Here is an 18,291-nt window from a genome sequence, read left to right as displayed (position 1 = left end):
CTATGTTTAAATTAATCAGCTTGTACCAAAAGTCCTGAGTTTTTATAATACTTTCCAAATAGATTATTATAAAAATTTTCTAAAGAAATTGACTCCTGATTAATAAAACCACTAGATTTATTTTTATCATTAAGTAATAAGTCAATACTCACACATAGACTAGTTGCTGTCGTTAATTGTAAAGCAGAAAAATGTTTAGCAAACATTACCTTTGATGGATATTTCTGTGCAAAATGTCGTTCTGCTTTTACTCCTTTACGAATGCCATCTACAGATACATAAATTAACACTATATCTTGATTGATTCTAGGTATTGCATTTTCCATTATTCTAACCATAGTATCTAAGTCATCACCAAGCTTCATATCCTGCATCAAAAACTTTATTTTCTCACAATGTCCTGGATGGCGCATACTTTTGTAGTTTATATTTCTGACCTTTCCTGCATAAGTCTCTATCATTGATCCAACTCCTCCTGAGGTGTTGAAAGCCTCATAGGTAAGACCATCTATTTTTATCTCTTCAACGTCTGACATGGGAGATAATACTCTTTTTTCACCATCCACAATCCCTTCACAAGGTTTAGCATACTCATTTACTAAGCCCTCTGTTGACCAAGTAAGTCCATATTGAAGAGTATTTGATACATTCAATGGCAATGCTCCAACTCTCATGCGCACTGTGTCAATTAATTCAAACTCTTGCATAAGATCATTTGCAATAATACTAATAAATCCTGGTGCTAAACCACATTGTGGAGCAAAAAAATTATCTTTAGCATTACTTGCTATATCTTTAATATAATTAGTAGCTTCAACATCTTCAGTTAAGTCAAAATAATTTATTTTGAGTTCCCCTGCTAGCTTAGCTATATTTTTATTAAGGAAAAACGGTAAGCAAGATATAACCGTTTTTATATTACTTGTTTTTATATATTTTTCTAAGTCTATTGAATTTGCAGCATCTAACTCAACATATATTAAGTTCTCAACGTTTTTTTCTAAAACTGGTTTATTATTAGGGATAACTCTATCAGCTAAATGAACAATATAATCTCCACTTTCTACTAGTAAACAACTAGTTAGAGAACCAACTCTACCTGCACCTAAAATTACAACTTCTTTCATAAGTATCTCCTTTAAATTTAAACGTTTATAGCCTTAGTTATATCATCTCAAATCCTTCGAGTAAACAACAATTAAATAAGTTTATACACTAGCTAGCTTTAAAATGTATTTTATTGTAAAAAGATGATTAAATAATTTTAATAAACTAATATTTAATAGCTGTGACAAAATGAAAAATATAATTATATACAAAGTATTAAAATTTAATCTAAGTCTGGCTATAATAGCCCTAACCTTAGGCGCCATATATAGAATTATTCAAGACCCTAATTTGTCACTCAAACTAATAAATATTGGTATTTTGCTTATTATTATCTCACCAATATTAAGAATTCTTTTAGAGTTAATATTTTTCGTAAAAGAAAAAAATACATATATGTACTTATTTGTTTAATATTATTATTAATAATATTGATAAGTGTTATTTGTTAGATAGTATATTGCAGTTAAAAATGTTAATATCTCGCTTATTGTAGTAATTTACTCATAAAGAGTTTAGAAAGCTTATAAGCATATGTTTACTAGTTTATCAGATAAGTTACAGTCCTCTTTTAAAAAAATAAAAGGACAAACATCTCTCACAGAAGAAAATATCCAGTCAGCTCTACGTGATATTAGAGTGGCACTATTAGAAGCGGATGTTGCATTAGCCGTTGTTAAAAAATTTATAGCTAATATCAAAGAAAAAGCTATAGGAGAAGAAGTTAGAAAAAGTTTAACTCCAGATCAAACATTTATATCTTTTGTAAAAAAAGAATTAGAAAATGCTCTTGGTGAAGAAGCAGTACCTATAAATTTAAAAACACAGCCTCCTGCCATTATTTTGATGGCTGGTTTACAAGGTGCTGGTAAAACAACATCTACAGCGAAACTCGCTAAATATTTAAAAGAACAATATAAGAAAAAAGTTATGGTTGTCAGTGCCGATGTTTATCGCCCTGCTGCTATTGACCAATTAAGAATATTAGCAAATAGTTTAGATATTGATTTTTTTGAATCAAATATAAGTCAAAAGCCTGATTATATAGTTACAGAAGCAATCAAATCAGCAAAAACAAAGCTCGCTGATGTACTTATTATTGATACTGCTGGTAGGCTACATATTGATGAAAATATGATGGATGAGATTAAGCAAATTCATAAAATTGCTAATCCAATCGAAACTTTCTTTACAGTTGATAGTATGACTGGTCAAGATGCAGCTGTTACGGCTAAAGCATTCAATGATGCTCTAGAGCTAACTGGTGTAATTCTAACTAAAACTGATGGTGATGCTAGAGGTGGTGCTGCTCTATCAATTAGAGAAATTACAGGTAAACCAATTAAATTTTTAGGTGTTGGTGAAAAAACAGATGCTTTAGAACCCTTCTATCCAGATAGAGTCGCTTCTAAAATCTTAGGAATGGGAGATGTTCTTAGTTTAATTGAAAATATTGAACAAAAGACCGAAAAAAAATCTGCTGCAAAACTTACAAAAAAATTAAAGAGTGGTAAAAACTTTGATTTAGAAGATTTTAAAGTACAGATTATTCAAATGAAAAAAATGGGGGGTGTAGGCTCTATCATGTCTAAACTACCCAATATGCCGGCAGCTCTTCCTGGAAATGCTGGTGATGATATGTTTAAGAAAATTGAAGTAATCATTGATTCAATGACTCCTCTTGAGCGTAAGAAGCCTGACCTCATCAAGCATAGTAGAAAGCAGAGAATTATAAAAGGTTCTGGAACAACTATTCAAGATCTTAATAAACTACTACAACAACATACTCAAATGAAAAAGATGATGAAGAGTGTTGTTGGTAAAAAAGGTGGCATGGCAAATATGATGAAACGTATGTCAGCTATGCAAGGCATGGGGAATATTCCTGGTCTTTTGGGTAAAAGAAAATAAAAAATACAATAAAATATTATAAGGATATCTAAGTCAATGATAGGTGATAAAAACTTTGATAAAGTTTCTAACGTAAACATAAAAAAAGAAAAAGTATTAATTCCAGCAGAAGTTCTAATTCAAGATATTCCTCTTCTAAAAACTTCTTTTGAAACAGTTAAAAACTCTCGTAAAGAAATAGCTGATATTATTCATGGAAAAGATGATAGAGTCGCTGTGATTGTGGGTCCTTGCTCTATCCACGATATTGACGCTGCTATTGAATATACAAAGAAATTAAAAGATCAGGTTAAAAAATTTCAAAAGGATATACTAATTATAATGAGAGTATATTTTGAAAAACCTCGTACTACTATTGGTTGGAAAGGTTTCGTGAATGATCCTGATCTTGATAACTCATATAACATAAATAAAGGGCTAAGACTTGCTCGTACATTATTATCAGATATTACAAATATGGGACTACCATGTGCCACTGAATTTCTAGATGTTATAACTCCTCAATATTTTGCAGAATTAATAACTTGGGGAGCTATTGGAGCAAGAACTGTCGAAAGCCAAGTACATAGAGAATTAGCATCTGGTCTTTCAGCGTCTATAGGTTTTAAAAATGCTACAAATGGCGATGTACAAGTAGCTGTAGATGCTATAAAATCTGCTACGTATCCTCATCATTTTTTAAGTACTACAAAATCAGGTTCAACAGCAATATTTGCTACTAAAGGTAACCAAAATGGTCACGTGATTTTACGTGGTGGTGCTTCTGGGCCAAACTTTAGTAAAAAGGATGTTGAGAGTTGTATTGCTAAGCTTAAAAAAGCTGATTTAGATACAAAAATAATGATTGATTGTAGTCATGGAAATAGCCAAAAAGATCATACCAAGCAAATTTCTGTGTTAGCTGATATTTGTGAACAGATTAAAACAGGGGATGACGTCTTTGGTGTAATGATAGAAAGCAACCTTATTGCCGGAAATCAAGATATAAACAAAAAACTATTAACATATGGTCAAAGTGTTACAGATAAATGTGTTGATTTTGATGATACTATCAAAATGCTTGAAATGTTATCACAAGCAGTTCAACAAAAACGTAATGCTCGATGCAAAGACAAACGTAAAGAAGAATCTCAGTTTTCACTTTTATAGGAATATTTTATACTCCTATCTTAAAATAAAATGATCTCCAAGAAGAAAGTTTTATCTTCCTGGTTGGTCCTGACTTCTATAGTCTCTTGCAAAGTTTTCTAGTGACCCTTCCAGATTTTTCTTCATCTCTGGAAGAAGACCTTTGATTCTTCCAGACAATTTCATTATTTCCTTGTTTATAACCATCTACAGACGGAGTATTAGATAGTTGATTATATGAATTAACTATCTCAGGCTTTTGAATATTTACCTGCCTAGCTCCTTTTGTATTGACGTTTGAGAAAGTTGGCACCCCATTATTATTTGACTCATATATATTTGCAAAAGAAGTTGAGTAAAACAATATTGCGATAATTGAAAAATATTTTTTGGTCATTTCATAGAATAAGTTAATCTAATAACGCCTATATTCTATCAATAAAAGAAACATTTAGTAAGGTTTATGAAAACTAGATCAAATAAAGGTCAAACAATCTTTTATTAGTGGATAGCTAAGTTTAAAAGCTGTGTTCCTTGACAAACAGCTCCTTTTATATGAATACTAATTATTGTCCCTCCAAAAGGAAACTTAAGAGATTTAACCTCCATTGTTGAAGTTTGTATATATTGACCAACAATATCACCTGCTTTAAAACAATCACCAGCCTTTACAAACCACTCATATAATCCACCTTCAATTGCTCGAATAGGCTTGTAATTAGAAATGTCATGATGAATTATATCACTATGCAATCTATCTATATTAAAAGGTGAATCAATAATATTTTTAGATTTTAAGTAGTTTAATACTCCTTGAGTCTGCGTAATGGCATCATCAAAGCTAATATATTCTTCAGAACCTAACTCTAATGTAAAGCATTCTTTAATTACATCTTCTTGTCTGCCTTGTATTCTAAACTCTTCTTGAAGCCTCCACCATGGTACAAAAATTGCTTCATCTAATGCTCCACTAAATTCATTAGGAATCACAAGTGTATGCTTATAACCAAAAAGTTCTGCTGTTTTTTTAGCAAATTCAGGAGTATAAATATATGTTGTAGCATCTGTATCAGTATGTAAATCTAAAACATAATCTGCTTTTTGAGCTTCTTTCTGAACAGTATAATTGAGTCGCTTTGCTCTTGATAAAAACCATTCCTGTTTAAGCTCTTTATCAATAGCTTCAGCTAAAAGCCTCTCAAACGCTTTTTTATATTTAGCTACTGAAGAATTTATATGCTCTGTCACGAATGCCTTATAATTTATTTCAGGATTGAAATAATATCTATTCCAGTTATCCCCTGTTGCAGAGTCAAATCTGCCTTGATGTCCTGCCCCTATAAAATTATCAGCACCAATAGGATTACATTGTGGAATTAAAAAAACATCACCTTCGGGTTGATGCTTTTTAAAATATTCTAATAGCTCAATCATTACTATATTTCCTTGTAACTCTGAAGCATGCATACTTGCTTGTACATATACACTTGGAGCTTTAGGATTAGTACCTTTTATTATGATCTTTTCTATAAATATATTCTGTCCATTTGATGCTTGACTAACTTTGATCTTTTCCTTTGAAATATACTGCATTTTTTGACTCTTAAACTTTAAATATTAACTAATTTAACATATTTTTCTAAAATTATCTGATATATAATCGGTGATTAGATTTAAAAAATAAAAACCATATATAGACTCTACTTTTATTAAGGTACAATGACATTTAATTATCTTTATTAAAAATATATAGCATTATAACTAATAGTATTATCCCAATTGTAATTGAATATGTGGCTATTTCTCCAAATAAAATTATAGCTGATATATATCCCACTAATGGCATTAGATTAAGCGTCATTGTGGATTTTTCAACAGTAATATATTTAAACGAATATAATTGGATTAAATAGCTGATCCCAGATATGCCTACACCCAAAAATATTAGCAAGAATAATAACAATGGATTAAATAATATTATTTTAAAATCACTAAGACTATGTTTCAATACTATGATAATTATCATAAACATAAAGGCTTCTCCTATATATTGATAAAACATAGAAATTCCAGAACCAAACTTTTTTGCCAAGTGATTTCTCAAATGAGCTGTAAATGCCAATGAACACATTGATAATATTACAAAAAGATATCCTAAAATATAGTTGTCCTGCTGTTCACTAGTCCCCGCATTTGTACTAATGGTAATCCAAATAACAAGAAGTAAGCTTATAAATAATGTTATCCATTGTCTAAACTTCATTCTAAAATGAAAAAAAATTACTCCAAATAAGACTGTCGCAAAAGGCTGCATTCCTTGAACAACCATATTTTCTGTAGCACCTATATGTTTAAGTGATAAGAAATTAAAATAAGTAAATAATCCTTGACCAACTACTCCACAAAAAAATAATAAAAATAAACTTTTAAAGCTATCTATTTTTAATGAACTACCAAGCTCTTTAGATAGAGATTCTTTTTTAGATGCCAACCAAACAATAACTCCTAACCCTATAATAGATGTAATCGATCTATACAATGTTAAGTTAATAGGATCTATACCTTGAGATAAAGGCTTAGAAACTACTCCAGTTAATCCCCAAATAATAACAACAGTAAGAGCTGCTACCCATCCCCATACTACTTTATGTTTCATAAATAAAAAGCTATAAATATTATGACTTATAGAATTCAGTATATTTTTAAAATATATTTTTTTCAATCAATACTATTCTAGCTATTCATTAAATTTATGAAGAGTATAATATCAATTTTTATTAGATATATTTAGGACACGAAATATCAAATAGTTCGTTTCATTATAATGTCCCCAGAAAAAGCTACTGATTTTAGAAAGATTTTTATTCCTAGATGTTTATCTTAACTAGATAAATTAGGAAATAGATAAATGAGTAAAAAAAGAGTAACGTATACAGCTGATTTTAAAGCTAAAGTAATTATAGAATTGCTAGAAGGCGATATGACAGTTAATGAGATAGCAAGTAAGTATGATTTACTTCCTAAAAACGTGCATAATTGGAAGCAGCAATTTTTATCTAATGCTTGCTTAGCATTTGATAAAAGCTCTGTTGTTAAGGAGTATAAGCAGGAAATAGATGAGCTTAGAAAAGATAAAGATGCAACAAGTAAAGAACTAATCGAGGTAATAGTAGAGAGGGATTTTTTAATGGGAAAGCTAAAAAGCTTGGTATCATCAAATGATAGAGTAAACTCTGTAGATACTAAGCTAGAATTATCTTTAAATAATCAGCTTAAACTATTATCTGTATCTAAGAGTGTGTACTATTATACACCAATATCAAAATTTAGTAGTAATGATGATATTAAACTATTAAATGCAATAGATTTGATACATACTAAACATCCATATTATGGTACGAGAAGTCTAGTAAAGTTGCTAAATAGATTAGGATTTCTAGTTGGAAGGAAGCTAATCAAAAGTGCTATGGAATTCATGGGTATTAAGGCATTGTATCCTAAAAAAAAGACAACTGTCATTAATAAGCAACACAAGAAATATCCATACTTACTTAATGTATTTAAAAATGAGACGAATCAGGTTGTTATAGATAAAGCTAATAAGGTATGGAGTGCTGATATCACGTATATTAGACTAGAATGTGGGTATGCATATTTAGCAGCCATAATAGATTGGCATAGCAAGAAAATACTAGCTTGGAAGATTTCTAATACTATGGATACACATCTAACAACTAGTGTGTTAAAAGAAGCGTTATTTAAATATGGTAAACCTGATATCTTTAACTCTGATCAAGGAACTCAATATACAGCAAAAGAGCATATTAAAATATTATCTGATAATAAAATAAATATATCTATGGATGCTAAAGGAAGATCTATAGATAATATTGCAATTGAGAGATTTTGGAGAACACTGAAATATGAAAATGTTTATCCGGCATCATATATAACTATGAAAGAGGCTAAAGTAGGTATCAAAGAATATATTGATATTTACAACAATGAAAGACTACATTCTAGTATTGGATATATGACTCCTGATGAAGTATATTCTGGTATTTTAGATGCTGCATAAAAGCAAGGAATAAAAATATTTTATAAAGTGGTATTGAATAACAGGGACAGTTTACATTTATAAAATTAGACTCTGAGTTGTTTTTTAGTACGAATATCTAACTAACATTTTAAATATTCTCATTTGCCCATATCCTAAGATAGTGATCTATCCTGCTAATTTGTGACAGTTGTTAACTTCATTCTTCATTATATATTCAAAGTGACTGGGAGTCATGTAATTTATAGTTGAATGCTTCCTTTTAGTATTATAATAAGCCTCAATATATTCAAAGATTGAAGATTTAGCCTCATCTCTAGTTTTATATTTTTCATCATGCACTAACTCTACCTTTAGAGTTCCAAAGAAGCTTTCACAAGCAGCATTATCATAACAGCATCCTTTAGAGCTCATACTAGATAATAACCAATTATCACTTATGAGATTTTGAAATTTCTCTGAGCAATACTGTGTACCTCTATCAGAATGAATAATAACACCGGTAGGAAAATCTCTTCTAAATAAGGCCATATTTAAAGTATTACATACTATCTCTGCTTTCATTCTTTTATCCATTGACCAACCTATAACTACTCTTGAAAATAAATCTATAATTACACACAAATATAGCCATCCTTCTTGGGTAGGGATATAAGTAATATCAGTAACCCATTTCTGATTAATATCTTGAGCATCAAAATCCTGATCAAGTAAATTACCCGCTACTTTCTTGTCATGATCAGAATTTGTTGTAACTTTGTATTTCTTACTTGCTTTAGCCTGTAAACCTAATAATTTAATACGTTTTGATACCCTCGGTTGTATTACTTTCCAGCCTTTATCTTTTAAATTCCCTATAAATCCTAACAGAACCATATCTAGATTTGTGATCATTAAATATTTGCATAATAGCCAGATCCAAATCATAGTCATTTAGTTGCCTTTTACCTATAGGATTATCTATCCACCTATAGTAAGCAGAAGTACTTACTCCCAAAGTCTTGCATAATGTTGTTATAGCCATAACATCTCTATGACTTTGTATAAAGGCATACCTTACGTATTTGGGTTTGCAAAGTATGCCGCTGCCTTTTTTAGAATCTCTCGCTCTGTTTCTGCTTTCTTAAGTTTCTTTTTTTACTCATTTATCTATTTCCTAATTTATCTAGTTAAGTTTAACATCTAGGAATAAAAATCTTTCTAAAATCAGTAGCTTTTTCTGGGGACATTATAGGTTGAGTAACTTTCCAACCCATATCTTTAAGCTCTTTGTATATCCTAACACTTCCATATCTAGATTTATGTTCATTAAAATAGCATCATCTAGTTCAGCATTGCCTTTTACCTATAGGTTTATGAATCCATCTGTAATATGAAGATGTGCTCACATTCAAAGATTTACATAGTGTTGTTACTGGCATAACTTTATAATGCTCCTTAATAAAGGCGTACCTTACAGATTTTGCTTTGCAAAGTACGCTGCTGACTTTTTTAGTATTTCACGCTCTGTTTCTGCCTGTTTGAGTTTTTTCTTCAAATCAGTATTTTCAAAAGATAGTTGCTGGTACTGCGTTTTATAATCTATCTTTATTTCTTTCTGAGGGTTTGACATGGCTTTGGATATCCAACTGCAAATGGTTTTATATTTAACCCCTAAATTATCTGCTATTTATCGTCTATTTGCATCTGGTTGTAAACATAATTTAACAGCTTCATCTTTAAACTCTTTTGTATATCTCATCTTGTCTCCTTTTCTTAACACCTAAGTGTCCCAAATAGGAGGGTATGATCATCTTGCTGCCCTGCAAAGGAGTTCTCTGGAAGATCTTCTGCTGTAGCACTAGATCTAATAGCATAAGTACAATCAACTCCAAATTTTTTAATAGAGGATATAATAGAATCTTCTATAAATTCTGGAATTTCTAAACTCATTAAACTATCACGTATTTTTTTACCTATAACTCTAGTTGCCTCAATATCTTCACCAATGCTACTTAATTTCTTATAGTATTCTTGTATCAAGCCAAAAGATTCTACAAAAATGTCATATGCTTCTGTCGTTATACAAAATCCCTCAGGAACTGAAAATCCAGCTTGTGTCATCTCACCAAGATTTGCCCCTTTTCCTCCTACGATGTCAATATCTTTAGAACATACCTCTGAAAAGTTAATTGTCAAATTTTTGTTATTCATGCTAAATTCCTCTTAAAATGCTTTAAATATAAAATATAATCCAAATAAAACTGTAAAAAATATAACTATTTGAACTGAGTTTTTATCAATCCATATTTTTATTTTGACTAAAATATTTGTTGCTAAATTTCTTAAAATAATTCTTATACAAATCAATATAATCATAGCCAAGCAAAATATACATATATCTATTATTACAATAGATATTTTTAGAAAAACTCTAGCTTCAATATTATTGACCACTGAAACTATCGATATAAATATAGCTAAATTTTTGATATTAATTACAGTTATTAGTGACCCAAATATAAATGCTTTTTTAGCAGTTAACCTTCTTATCAATTTAAATATTTTTGCTTCTTTTTGCTTGTCTTGTTTTTTCTTAAAAAAGTTTTTTATACCGATATAGACTAAAAGCACTCCAATAATTACAAAAAATCTCGATGGTATCAAATTACCGTCTTTAACAAATTTTGAACCTATATAAACATAAATAATTCCAATAAAACTATATCCAAAAATATACCCTAATACAAATGTTAATGCTTGTCTTATACTTTGGTTTGAAATCAACAGTAACAGCACCAAAACTATTGATCCTATTGATAAAAAGCCAGAGAAAGAAAGAATTATTGATTCTAATAAACTATCCATAGCTATATTATATATTGAGGATCTAATATGTTAACTATATATATAAATATAAATTAAATCAAACGATTGATTAAAAAAGTATAAAGTTTTTTATATAGGCGTTGATATTATAGAATCTATGCATATTGAAAGCTGATTAATGATTTGTTTTTTTACATTCAAAATATCTTTTTGAACTGATGCGCGCAAAAAACTCTCTTTAGCAACTACAAAACTAAGCACTTGACCAAACATTATTTGCAGTCTAATAATAAGTATTGGCTCCACTATTGAGCAATTATAAAAAATAGAACTCAGTTTGATCGATATTTCTTGTATTTGTTTCATATACTTATCATACATAATATCAAATGCCTCAGTTGGATTAGCCTGTTCTCTCATAATGATCCTCGCCCAATCTTGAGATTTGCTATTACCTATTAAAATCTCAGCCATACTTAATAAAAGAGTCTTATATAATTTTTTGGAATCTTTTATAGAAATATTTCCATCTTGAAATTTCTGTCTTATAGATTTTATAACTTCAGAATTATTAGCTCTAATATTATCAATAATTTGCTCAACAACAGCAAAATACAAACCTTTTTTACTTTCAAAATAATATTTAATTGCTGATATATTTACATTAGCATGTTCAACAATCATCCTTGTAGATGTTGCATCAAGCCCATACTCTCCAAAAAACTTAAGTCCTGAATTTATTAGAAGTTGTTTAGTTTTAATTTTTATACTCTTATTATCATCTTTTAAATTATTCATAAAAAATACACAAAATATATTAAGTTGACCTAAATAAGCATAATATCAAAAACATTTTAATATTTACAACATAATGTATAATATCAAACTCTACTTATATAAATTTGATTTCTGAGGAATAAATGTCACAGATAGTTGTATGTGCAATGTACAAATTTGTCACTTTAAATGATTTTGAAGCTATGCGCCAACCTCTTCTAAATGTAATGATAAAAAATAATGTTAAAGGAACAATACTTCTAGCTAATGAAGGAATTAATGGTACAGTTGCAGGAGCTCGTCAAAATATAGATAGTTTATTAGAGTACTTAAAGTCTGACCCACGTTTAGAAGATATTGATTATAAAGAATCATATCACCAAGATATGCCATTTTATCGTTCAAAAGTTAAGCTTAAGAAAGAAATTGTTACTTTAGGTATCAATGAAATAGATCCAAATAAAGTATGCGGTAAATACGTAAAGCCAAAGGATTGGAATACTTTAATTTCAGATCCAGAAACACTTCTTATAGATACTCGTAATGATTATGAAATAGAAATAGGAACTTTTGAAAATGCTGTAAATCCTCATACAGAAAACTTCCGCGAATTTCCTAAGTATGTTGATAATAATTTAGATCCTAAAAAACATAAAAAAGTAGCCATGTTTTGTACAGGTGGTATCAGATGTGAAAAATCCACAGCATTAATGAAAGCTAAAGGTTTTGATGAAGTATACCATCTACAAGGTGGAATATTAAAATATCTAGAAGAGGTTCCAAAAGAAGAATCAATGTGGCAAGGTGAATGTTTTGTATTTGATTCAAGAGTAGCTGTAAATCACGACCTAGAGAAAGGAGATTATGATCAATGTTTTGCTTGTCGTATGCCAATTACAGAAAATGATAAAAAACGTCCTGAATATATTAAAGGAATAAGCTGTCATTATTGCTATGATAAAGCCACAGAAAAGCAAAAATCTCGTTTTACAGAACGTGAGAAACAATCGCAACTAGCAGCAGAAAGAGGATTTTCTCATGTTGGCGATGAAGCTAAAAAACTTGCTAAAATAAATAAATTAAAAAAGCAACATGCAAAAGATAAAGCTCGTAAAAAAGTTAACAAATAATTATAACTAAAATCACTTAATAGCAAAACATAACTTTAATACTTGTTAATTTCTAACAACCCTTATTAATCTTTAATAAAACATATCTTAGATAGTTTATATAGACTTAATTAGATAACTAATTTTATAACGTAGATAAATAAGGATAAAAATATGCAAAAATCAATTTTAGCAACATTAATAGCTTTAGGTGGAGTTTCCATGCTAAATGCAGCAGAAATATCTCCATGGTCAACTAGTGACTTATCATCTTATGTTGCAGGAACTACTGTAACTGATAATGGTAAAACCTATGAATGTAAAGGTTGGCCTGCTTCAGGATGGTGTCAAATAGCAGCCTATAAGCAAAGTTGGGACAGTGATGCTTGGAAAGTAACTGGTAGCGACCCTACTCCTACTCCAGGAGACTCTGTCCAAGAGTGGAATTCTAATACTGTCTATAACCCAAGTGATAGTAGTAAACCTTCCCAAGCAATATATGATGGTAATCTTTATACTGCTAAATGGTGGACTCAAGGTGAAAACCCTAGTCAATCTGGTCAATGGGGAGTTTGGAAAAATGAAAGCCCTGTAGTTGAGCAAGGAAAAGGTACAGTATCTATCGTCCTTCCAGCTAAACCTAGTTTTATAGCAGATGGTAAATTAGCTGATGTTCAAATCCTTAAAAATAGCGCCAAAGTAGCTGAAGTTAAAGATGCTCAATGGGGGATCTACTACAAACTTAGAAGTGGTAGTAGGAGATTCCTCTGATCTTACTGTTAGCACTCCTGCTATCGATGGTGCTACTGGCGCTGCTAGTCCTGCTTCATTTACTCTTGCTAAAAATAGCTCACAAACTGTTTCTGTAGAATATACAGCTCCTAAACCTGCTGAAGAAGGTTCTATTAAGATCAATACTAGTGCTGATGTCAGTGGGAATCATACTACCTCATATACATTAACAGATTCAAACGGAAATATTGTTAATAGTGGTAACATCGAAGTAAATAAATCTCTTACTCTAGATCATATCCCATCTTCTGAAAATGATGTTACTTACACTCTAACTCTAGATAGCTTTACTACTAATGGATATAATTATACTCCTAGTAAAACTTATTCTGTAGCTGTTTATAATTTTAATACTTCAAGCATTGATGTTAACTTTGATAAAAAAGCTATTCCTACTGAAAATGTAACTATCTCTGTGGATGGCTTACCCGATGGTAAATCAACTACTTTAACTCTAGCTAATAATAATGGCGATACCAAAACTATTGACCTGAACAATAACTCTTCTGTGTCTACTCAAATACCTAAAGATAATAATATTTGGACTATCACTGTTGCTGCTGTTTCTGGATATAAAATAACTACATCACCTAGCTCTTTCACAGCTGATCAGAATAATCAAAATATTTCAGTATTATTTGAGCAACGTGCTCCTATTGAAGTAAACAGAAAAGTTATAGGTTACTGGGAAAACTGGAAACCAGGTGTGAAAAGTAATAATTATAAAGGTAGCGCAGAAGAAATAGCTCCATATACTCATATTTTATATTCATTCTTAACTCTTGATCCTAGCCCAAACCCAGACAACCCTCGTGATATAAAGTGGAATGGTAAATATATAAATGAAAGTATGGCTGGAGCAGACTGATCTACCCCGTCAATTTGGGACAGTTTACTACTTCATTTTCCATTATATATTCAAATTGATATGGAGTCATATAATTTATTGTAGAATGTCTCCTTTTTGTATTATAGTAAGCTTCAATATATTCAAATATTGATAGTTTAGCTTCTTCTCTAGTTTTATAGCTTTCATCATGTACTAACTCTACTTTTAAAGTTCCAAAGAAACTTTCACAAGCAGCATTATCGTAACAGCATCCTTTAGAGCTCATACTTGATAGTAGCCAGTGTTATTTAATAATGTCTTGATATTGTTTGCTACAGTACTGTGACCCTTTATCAGAGTGTATAATCACACCACTAGGAAAATTTCTTCTAAATAATGCCATATTTAAAGCATTACAAACTAAATCCGCTTTCATCCTAGAATCCATTGCCCAACCAATAACTGATCTTGAAAATAAATCTATAATCACACAAAGATACAGCCACCCCTCTTGTGTAGGTACATAAGTTATATCTGTAACCCACCTATGATTTACAGATAAAGCAGTGAAGTTTTGTTCTAATAAATTATCAGAAACATGTTTGTTGTGGTTAGAATCTGTAGTTTTCTTATGCTTACGAGCCGCTTTAGCATGTAAACCAAGTAATTTCATACGTTTAGATACTCTAGGTTGAGTAACTTTCCAACCCATATCTTTAAGCTCTTTGTATATCCTAACACTTCCATATCTAGATTTATGTTCATTAAAATAGCATCATCTAGTTCAGCATCATTATATTGCCTTTTACCTATAGGTTTATGAATCCATCTGTAATATGAAGATGTGCTCACATTCAAAGATTTACATAGTGTTGTTACTGGCATAACTTTATAATGCTCCTTAATAAAGGCGTACCTTACAGATTTTGCTTTGCAAAGTACGCTGCTGACTTTTTTAGTATTTCACGCTCTGTTTCTGCCTGTTTGTGTTTTTTCTTCAAATCAGTATTTTCAAAAGATAGTTGCTGGTACTGCGTTTTATAATCTATCTTTATTTCTTTCTGAGGGTTTGACATGGCTTTGGATATCCAACTGCAAATGGTTTTATATTTAACCCCTAAATTATCTGCTATTTATCGTCTATTTGCATCTGGTTGTAAACATAATTTAACAGCTTCATCTTTAAACTCTTTTGTATATCTCATCTTGTCTCCTTTTCTTAACACCTAAGTGTCCCAAATAGGAGGGTATGATCAGATACTTTAAAAGTTATGGGGAATTATAAGAATTCTTGGGACAATAGTTATAACTGGCAAAGAGTCCGTATTGATTATTTAATCAAACTAACACATGAGAATAATGGAAAATTTATCTGGGCAATAGGTGGCTGGTCTGACTTACAGCAGACTATCACTGATGATCAAATAGACAGTTTTGTTAATCAGGTTATTGAATTATTAAAACTTGGTGGTGATGGTGTCGATTTTGACTGGGAACATCTAAGTCAACTAGCAAATGGAAACCCTAATCCAAATAAAGATTATAATGTCCCCAGAAAAAGCTACTGATTTTAGAAAGATTTTTATTCCTAGATGTTAAACTTAACTAGATAAATTAGGAAATAGATAAATGAGTAAAAAAAGAGTAACGTATACAGCTGATTTTAAAGCTAAAGTAATTATAGAATTGCTAGAAGGCGATATGACAGTTAATGAGATAGCAAGTAAGTATGATTTACTTCCTAAAAACGTGCATAATTGGAAGCAGCAATTTTTATCTAATGCTTGCTTAGCATTTGATAAAAGCTCTGTTGTTAAGGAGTATAAGCAGGAAATAGATGAGCTTAGAAAAGATAAAGATGCAACAAGTAAAGAACTAATCGAGGTAATAGTAGAGAGGCATTTTTTAATGGGAAAGCTAAAAAGCTTGGTATCATCAAATGATAGAGTAAACTCTGTAGATACTAAGCTAGAATTATCTTTAAATAATCAGCTTAAACTATTATCTGTATCTAAGAGTGTGTACTATTATACACCAATATAAAAATTTAGTAGTAATGATGATATTAGACTATTAAATACAATAGATTTGATACATACTAAACATCCATATTATGGTACGAGAAGGCTAGTAAAGTTGCTAAATAGATTAGGATTTCTAGTTGGAAGGAAGCTAATCAAAAGTGCTATGGAATTCATGGGTATTAAGGCATTGTATCCTAAAAAAAAGACAACTGTCATTAATAAGCAACACAAGAAATATCCATACTTACTTAATGTATTTAAAAATGAGACGAATCAGGTTGTTATAGATAAAGCTAATAAGGTATGGAGTGCTGATATCACGTATATTAGACTAGAATGTGGGTATGCATATTTAGTAGCCATAATAGATTGGCATAGCAAGAAAACACTAGCTTGGAAGATTTCTAATACTATGGATACACATCTAACAACTAGTGTGTTAAAAGAAGCGTTATTTAAATATGGAGTACCAGAAATATTTAACACTAATCAAGGTAGCCAGTACACATCTAACATTCATATCCAAACATTATTGGATAAAAAAATTACTATATCTATGGATGGTAAAGGTAGAGCAACTGATAACATTTGCATCGAAAGATTTTGGAGAAGTGCTAAATGTGAGAGATTTTATTTAAATCAATATCCTGGCATTGTTGAACTAAGAAACGATGTGGATGATTATATCGATTTTTATAATAATAGAAGATTTCATGAGTCTATCAATTATAAAAAACCTATGGAATTTTATTACGATAACTTATTGGAAAAACGGGCGGCTTAGATGGGAACTAAATAATTGAAAATATTGTTTAATTTATTGGGGTAGTATATTTAAATATATACCATTATCTTTTATTAAAATTTTCTTCTGTTTTAAGAGAGTTCCAATAGCTCTTTTGAATGCCGCTTTGCTAATACTAAATTCTCTTTTTATATCATCTGGATTTGACTTATCATTAAATGCTGCTGAACCTTCATGATCAATAAGGTATTTTTCTATAAGTGCCGCATTTTTATCTAAATCTTTATGTATTAATTGTAATGATAAATCTATACGCCCATCATCACGAATATTTTTAATATAGCCTTTTATAGACTGTCCAAAACTTAATCGTTTAAATACTTCGGAACCATAGATTATTCCCCAGTAAAGATTATTTATAATTGCTTTATAGCCAATATGTGTAGAATTCGCAATTATAAGATCTACTTCTTGGTTAAGTTTTAAATCATCACCTGCATAATCTTTTATAAATTTATTAATTTTTGATGATGCAGTTACTCGACCATTAATTTTATTTAAATATAAATAGACAAGGTATGATTTATCTATTTCAAAAGGTCGATGTTGCTCAGCCAGTGGTACAAATAAATCTTTATCTAATCCCCAATCTAAGAAAGCACCAATTTTTGTAAGATTTTTAACTTGTAAGTAAGCAACTTGCCCTATTGTTGGTACATATTTAGTTGTTGCTAAAAGTTCTAATTTTGAATTATGATATAAAAATACTTCTAGATTATCTCCAACCTCAGGGATATCGTTAAGCTCTAATATTGGTAATGTTGCCTTACCCAACTCTAGAGCATCTAAAATTAAAGCGTGTGTATTCTTATCTAAAACTTTTAAATTGTTATATTTTCCTATTGAAATCAAAATAATTTCCTTTTTGACTTAGTACTAAGAAATGTTATCACAGTTATAACTAATCCCGCCAAATTTTATTGATATCTGGTAAAGGTAAAGTT

Annotated in this window: 21 protein-coding genes and 2 pseudogenes; 10 read left to right on the top strand and 13 right to left on the bottom strand. The window is 30.2% G+C overall.

Going from position 1 to position 18,291, the window contains the following annotated elements; genetic code table 11:
* Positions 1-11 precede the first annotated feature (11 nt).
* Positions 12-1,127: a saccharopine dehydrogenase family protein gene (locus tag CDV26_RS04855; protein ID WP_088772328.1), complete on the bottom strand. Its 1,116-nt coding sequence runs from the start codon at positions 1,125-1,127 to the stop codon at positions 12-14.
* Positions 1,128-1,296: 169 nt separating this feature from the next.
* On the opposite strand from CDV26_RS04855, the pseudogene CDV26_RS13955 reads away from it, so the two are divergent.
* The 3 genes and pseudogenes from CDV26_RS13955 to CDV26_RS04840 all read left to right on the top strand — a co-directional run bounded on the left by CDV26_RS13955 (position 1,297) and on the right by CDV26_RS04840 (position 4,167).
* Positions 1,297-1,559 (top strand): annotated as a pseudogene (locus tag CDV26_RS13955) (DUF1634 domain-containing protein).
* Between the two features lie 82 nt (positions 1,560-1,641).
* Positions 1,642-3,018 (top strand): signal recognition particle protein, encoded by a 1,377-nt coding sequence (gene ffh / locus CDV26_RS04845; RefSeq protein ID WP_088772327.1) that lies wholly within the window; start codon positions 1,642-1,644, stop codon positions 3,016-3,018.
* Between the two features lie 36 nt (positions 3,019-3,054).
* Positions 3,055-4,167, top strand: coding sequence for a 3-deoxy-7-phosphoheptulonate synthase (locus tag CDV26_RS04840; protein ID WP_088772326.1), 1,113 nt, complete (start codon positions 3,055-3,057; stop codon positions 4,165-4,167).
* A 480-nt stretch (positions 4,168-4,647) separates the two neighbouring features.
* Here CDV26_RS04840 and CDV26_RS04830 read toward each other — a convergent pair whose 3' ends face one another.
* Positions 4,648-5,613: a succinylglutamate desuccinylase/aspartoacylase domain-containing protein gene (locus CDV26_RS04830; RefSeq protein WP_338029168.1), complete on the bottom strand. Its 966-nt coding sequence runs from the start codon at positions 5,611-5,613 to the stop codon at positions 4,648-4,650.
* 259 nt (positions 5,614-5,872) lie between these two features.
* Positions 5,873-6,868, bottom strand: a complete 996-nt coding sequence (locus CDV26_RS04825) for a DMT family transporter (RefSeq protein ID WP_211276383.1) — start codon at positions 6,866-6,868, stop codon at positions 5,873-5,875.
* 186 nt (positions 6,869-7,054) lie between these two features.
* Between CDV26_RS04825 and CDV26_RS04820 the strand changes: the two genes are divergently transcribed.
* Positions 7,055-8,224, top strand: a complete 1,170-nt coding sequence (locus CDV26_RS04820) for an IS3 family transposase (RefSeq protein ID WP_088772322.1) — start codon at positions 7,055-7,057, stop codon at positions 8,222-8,224.
* 147 nt (positions 8,225-8,371) lie between these two features.
* On the opposite strand, the gene CDV26_RS04815 is transcribed toward CDV26_RS04820, so the two are convergent.
* From CDV26_RS04815 to CDV26_RS04800, 5 genes are all read right to left on the bottom strand, one after another.
* Positions 8,372-9,097, bottom strand: coding sequence for an IS3 family transposase (locus CDV26_RS04815; protein ID WP_157671468.1), 726 nt, complete (start codon positions 9,095-9,097; stop codon positions 8,372-8,374).
* A gap of 559 nt (positions 9,098-9,656) precedes the next feature.
* The gene (locus tag CDV26_RS12045; RefSeq protein ID WP_157671347.1) at positions 9,657-9,815 is read right to left on the bottom strand and encodes a hypothetical protein; all 159 of its coding nucleotides are present in this window, start codon (positions 9,813-9,815) and stop codon (positions 9,657-9,659) included.
* A 143-nt stretch (positions 9,816-9,958) separates the two neighbouring features.
* Positions 9,959-10,396: a PEP/pyruvate-binding domain-containing protein gene (locus CDV26_RS04810; protein WP_088772320.1), complete on the bottom strand. Its 438-nt coding sequence runs from the start codon at positions 10,394-10,396 to the stop codon at positions 9,959-9,961.
* A gap of 12 nt (positions 10,397-10,408) precedes the next feature.
* Positions 10,409-11,050 (bottom strand): GAP family protein, encoded by a 642-nt coding sequence (locus CDV26_RS04805; RefSeq protein ID WP_088772319.1) that lies wholly within the window; start codon positions 11,048-11,050, stop codon positions 10,409-10,411.
* 90 nt (positions 11,051-11,140) lie between these two features.
* Positions 11,141-11,809 carry a CerR family C-terminal domain-containing protein gene (locus CDV26_RS04800; protein ID WP_088772318.1) on the bottom strand — a complete coding sequence of 223 codons (669 nt, stop codon included), beginning with the start codon at positions 11,807-11,809 and terminating at the stop codon, positions 11,141-11,143.
* 122 nt (positions 11,810-11,931) lie between these two features.
* Here CDV26_RS04800 and trhO point away from each other — a divergent pair, with 122 nt between their 5' ends.
* From trhO to CDV26_RS12975, 3 genes are all read left to right on the top strand, one after another.
* A complete protein-coding gene (gene trhO, locus CDV26_RS04795) occupies positions 11,932-12,918 on the top strand; it encodes an oxygen-dependent tRNA uridine(34) hydroxylase TrhO (RefSeq protein WP_088772317.1) in 987 nt (328 codons plus the stop codon).
* Between the two features lie 153 nt (positions 12,919-13,071).
* On the top strand, positions 13,072-13,668 hold the full coding sequence (locus CDV26_RS12980) for a carbohydrate-binding protein (RefSeq protein WP_245806512.1): 597 nt from the start codon (positions 13,072-13,074) through the stop codon (positions 13,666-13,668).
* Positions 13,613-14,557, top strand: coding sequence for a hypothetical protein (locus tag CDV26_RS12975; protein WP_245806511.1), 945 nt, complete (start codon positions 13,613-13,615; stop codon positions 14,555-14,557). Before CDV26_RS12980 ends, CDV26_RS12975 begins: the two co-directional genes overlap by 56 nt.
* 1 nt (position 14,558) lies before the next feature.
* Here the strand turns inward: CDV26_RS12975 and CDV26_RS04785 are convergent, their stop codons facing one another.
* From CDV26_RS04785 to CDV26_RS12035, 4 genes are read right to left on the bottom strand one after another with little or no spacing between them, the layout of a single operon-like run.
* A complete protein-coding gene (locus tag CDV26_RS04785) occupies positions 14,559-14,804 on the bottom strand; it encodes an IS3 family transposase (RefSeq protein WP_088771625.1) in 246 nt (81 codons plus the stop codon).
* Positions 14,805-14,822: 18 nt separating this feature from the next.
* Entirely contained in the window at positions 14,823-15,230 is a 408-nt protein-coding gene (locus CDV26_RS04780) for an IS3 family transposase (RefSeq protein WP_088773452.1), read from the bottom strand.
* Positions 15,188-15,403 (bottom strand): hypothetical protein, encoded by a 216-nt coding sequence (locus CDV26_RS12040; protein WP_088771820.1) that lies wholly within the window; start codon positions 15,401-15,403, stop codon positions 15,188-15,190. Before CDV26_RS12040 ends, CDV26_RS04780 begins: the two co-directional genes overlap by 43 nt.
* Positions 15,404-15,435: 32 nt before the next feature.
* Positions 15,436-15,594: a hypothetical protein gene (locus tag CDV26_RS12035; protein ID WP_157671466.1), complete on the bottom strand. Its 159-nt coding sequence runs from the start codon at positions 15,592-15,594 to the stop codon at positions 15,436-15,438.
* A gap of 177 nt (positions 15,595-15,771) precedes the next feature.
* On the opposite strand from CDV26_RS12035, the pseudogene CDV26_RS04775 reads away from it, so the two are divergent.
* The 3 genes and pseudogenes from CDV26_RS04775 to CDV26_RS12965 all read left to right on the top strand — a co-directional run.
* Positions 15,772-16,059, top strand: a pseudogene (locus CDV26_RS04775) (hypothetical protein); the annotation flags it as partial.
* Between the two features lie 88 nt (positions 16,060-16,147).
* Positions 16,148-16,561 carry a transposase gene (locus tag CDV26_RS12970; RefSeq protein WP_245806510.1) on the top strand — a complete coding sequence of 138 codons (414 nt, stop codon included), beginning with the start codon at positions 16,148-16,150 and terminating at the stop codon, positions 16,559-16,561.
* 45 nt (positions 16,562-16,606) lie between these two features.
* On the top strand, positions 16,607-17,326 hold the full coding sequence (locus CDV26_RS12965) for an IS3 family transposase (protein WP_245806509.1): 720 nt from the start codon (positions 16,607-16,609) through the stop codon (positions 17,324-17,326).
* Positions 17,327-17,359: 33 nt separating this feature from the next.
* Here CDV26_RS12965 and CDV26_RS04765 read toward each other — a convergent pair whose 3' ends face one another.
* Positions 17,360-18,199 (bottom strand): CvfB family protein, encoded by an 840-nt coding sequence (locus tag CDV26_RS04765; RefSeq protein WP_088772315.1) that lies wholly within the window; start codon positions 18,197-18,199, stop codon positions 17,360-17,362.
* Positions 18,200-18,291 lie beyond the last annotated feature (92 nt).

It is taken from the genome of Francisella halioticida, assembly GCF_002211785.1.
Taxonomy (GTDB): Bacteria; Pseudomonadota; Gammaproteobacteria; order Francisellales; family Francisellaceae; genus Francisella; species Francisella halioticida.
Note: the sequence above shows the minus strand (reverse complement) of the source record. Positions and strands in the feature narration are given on the sequence as shown.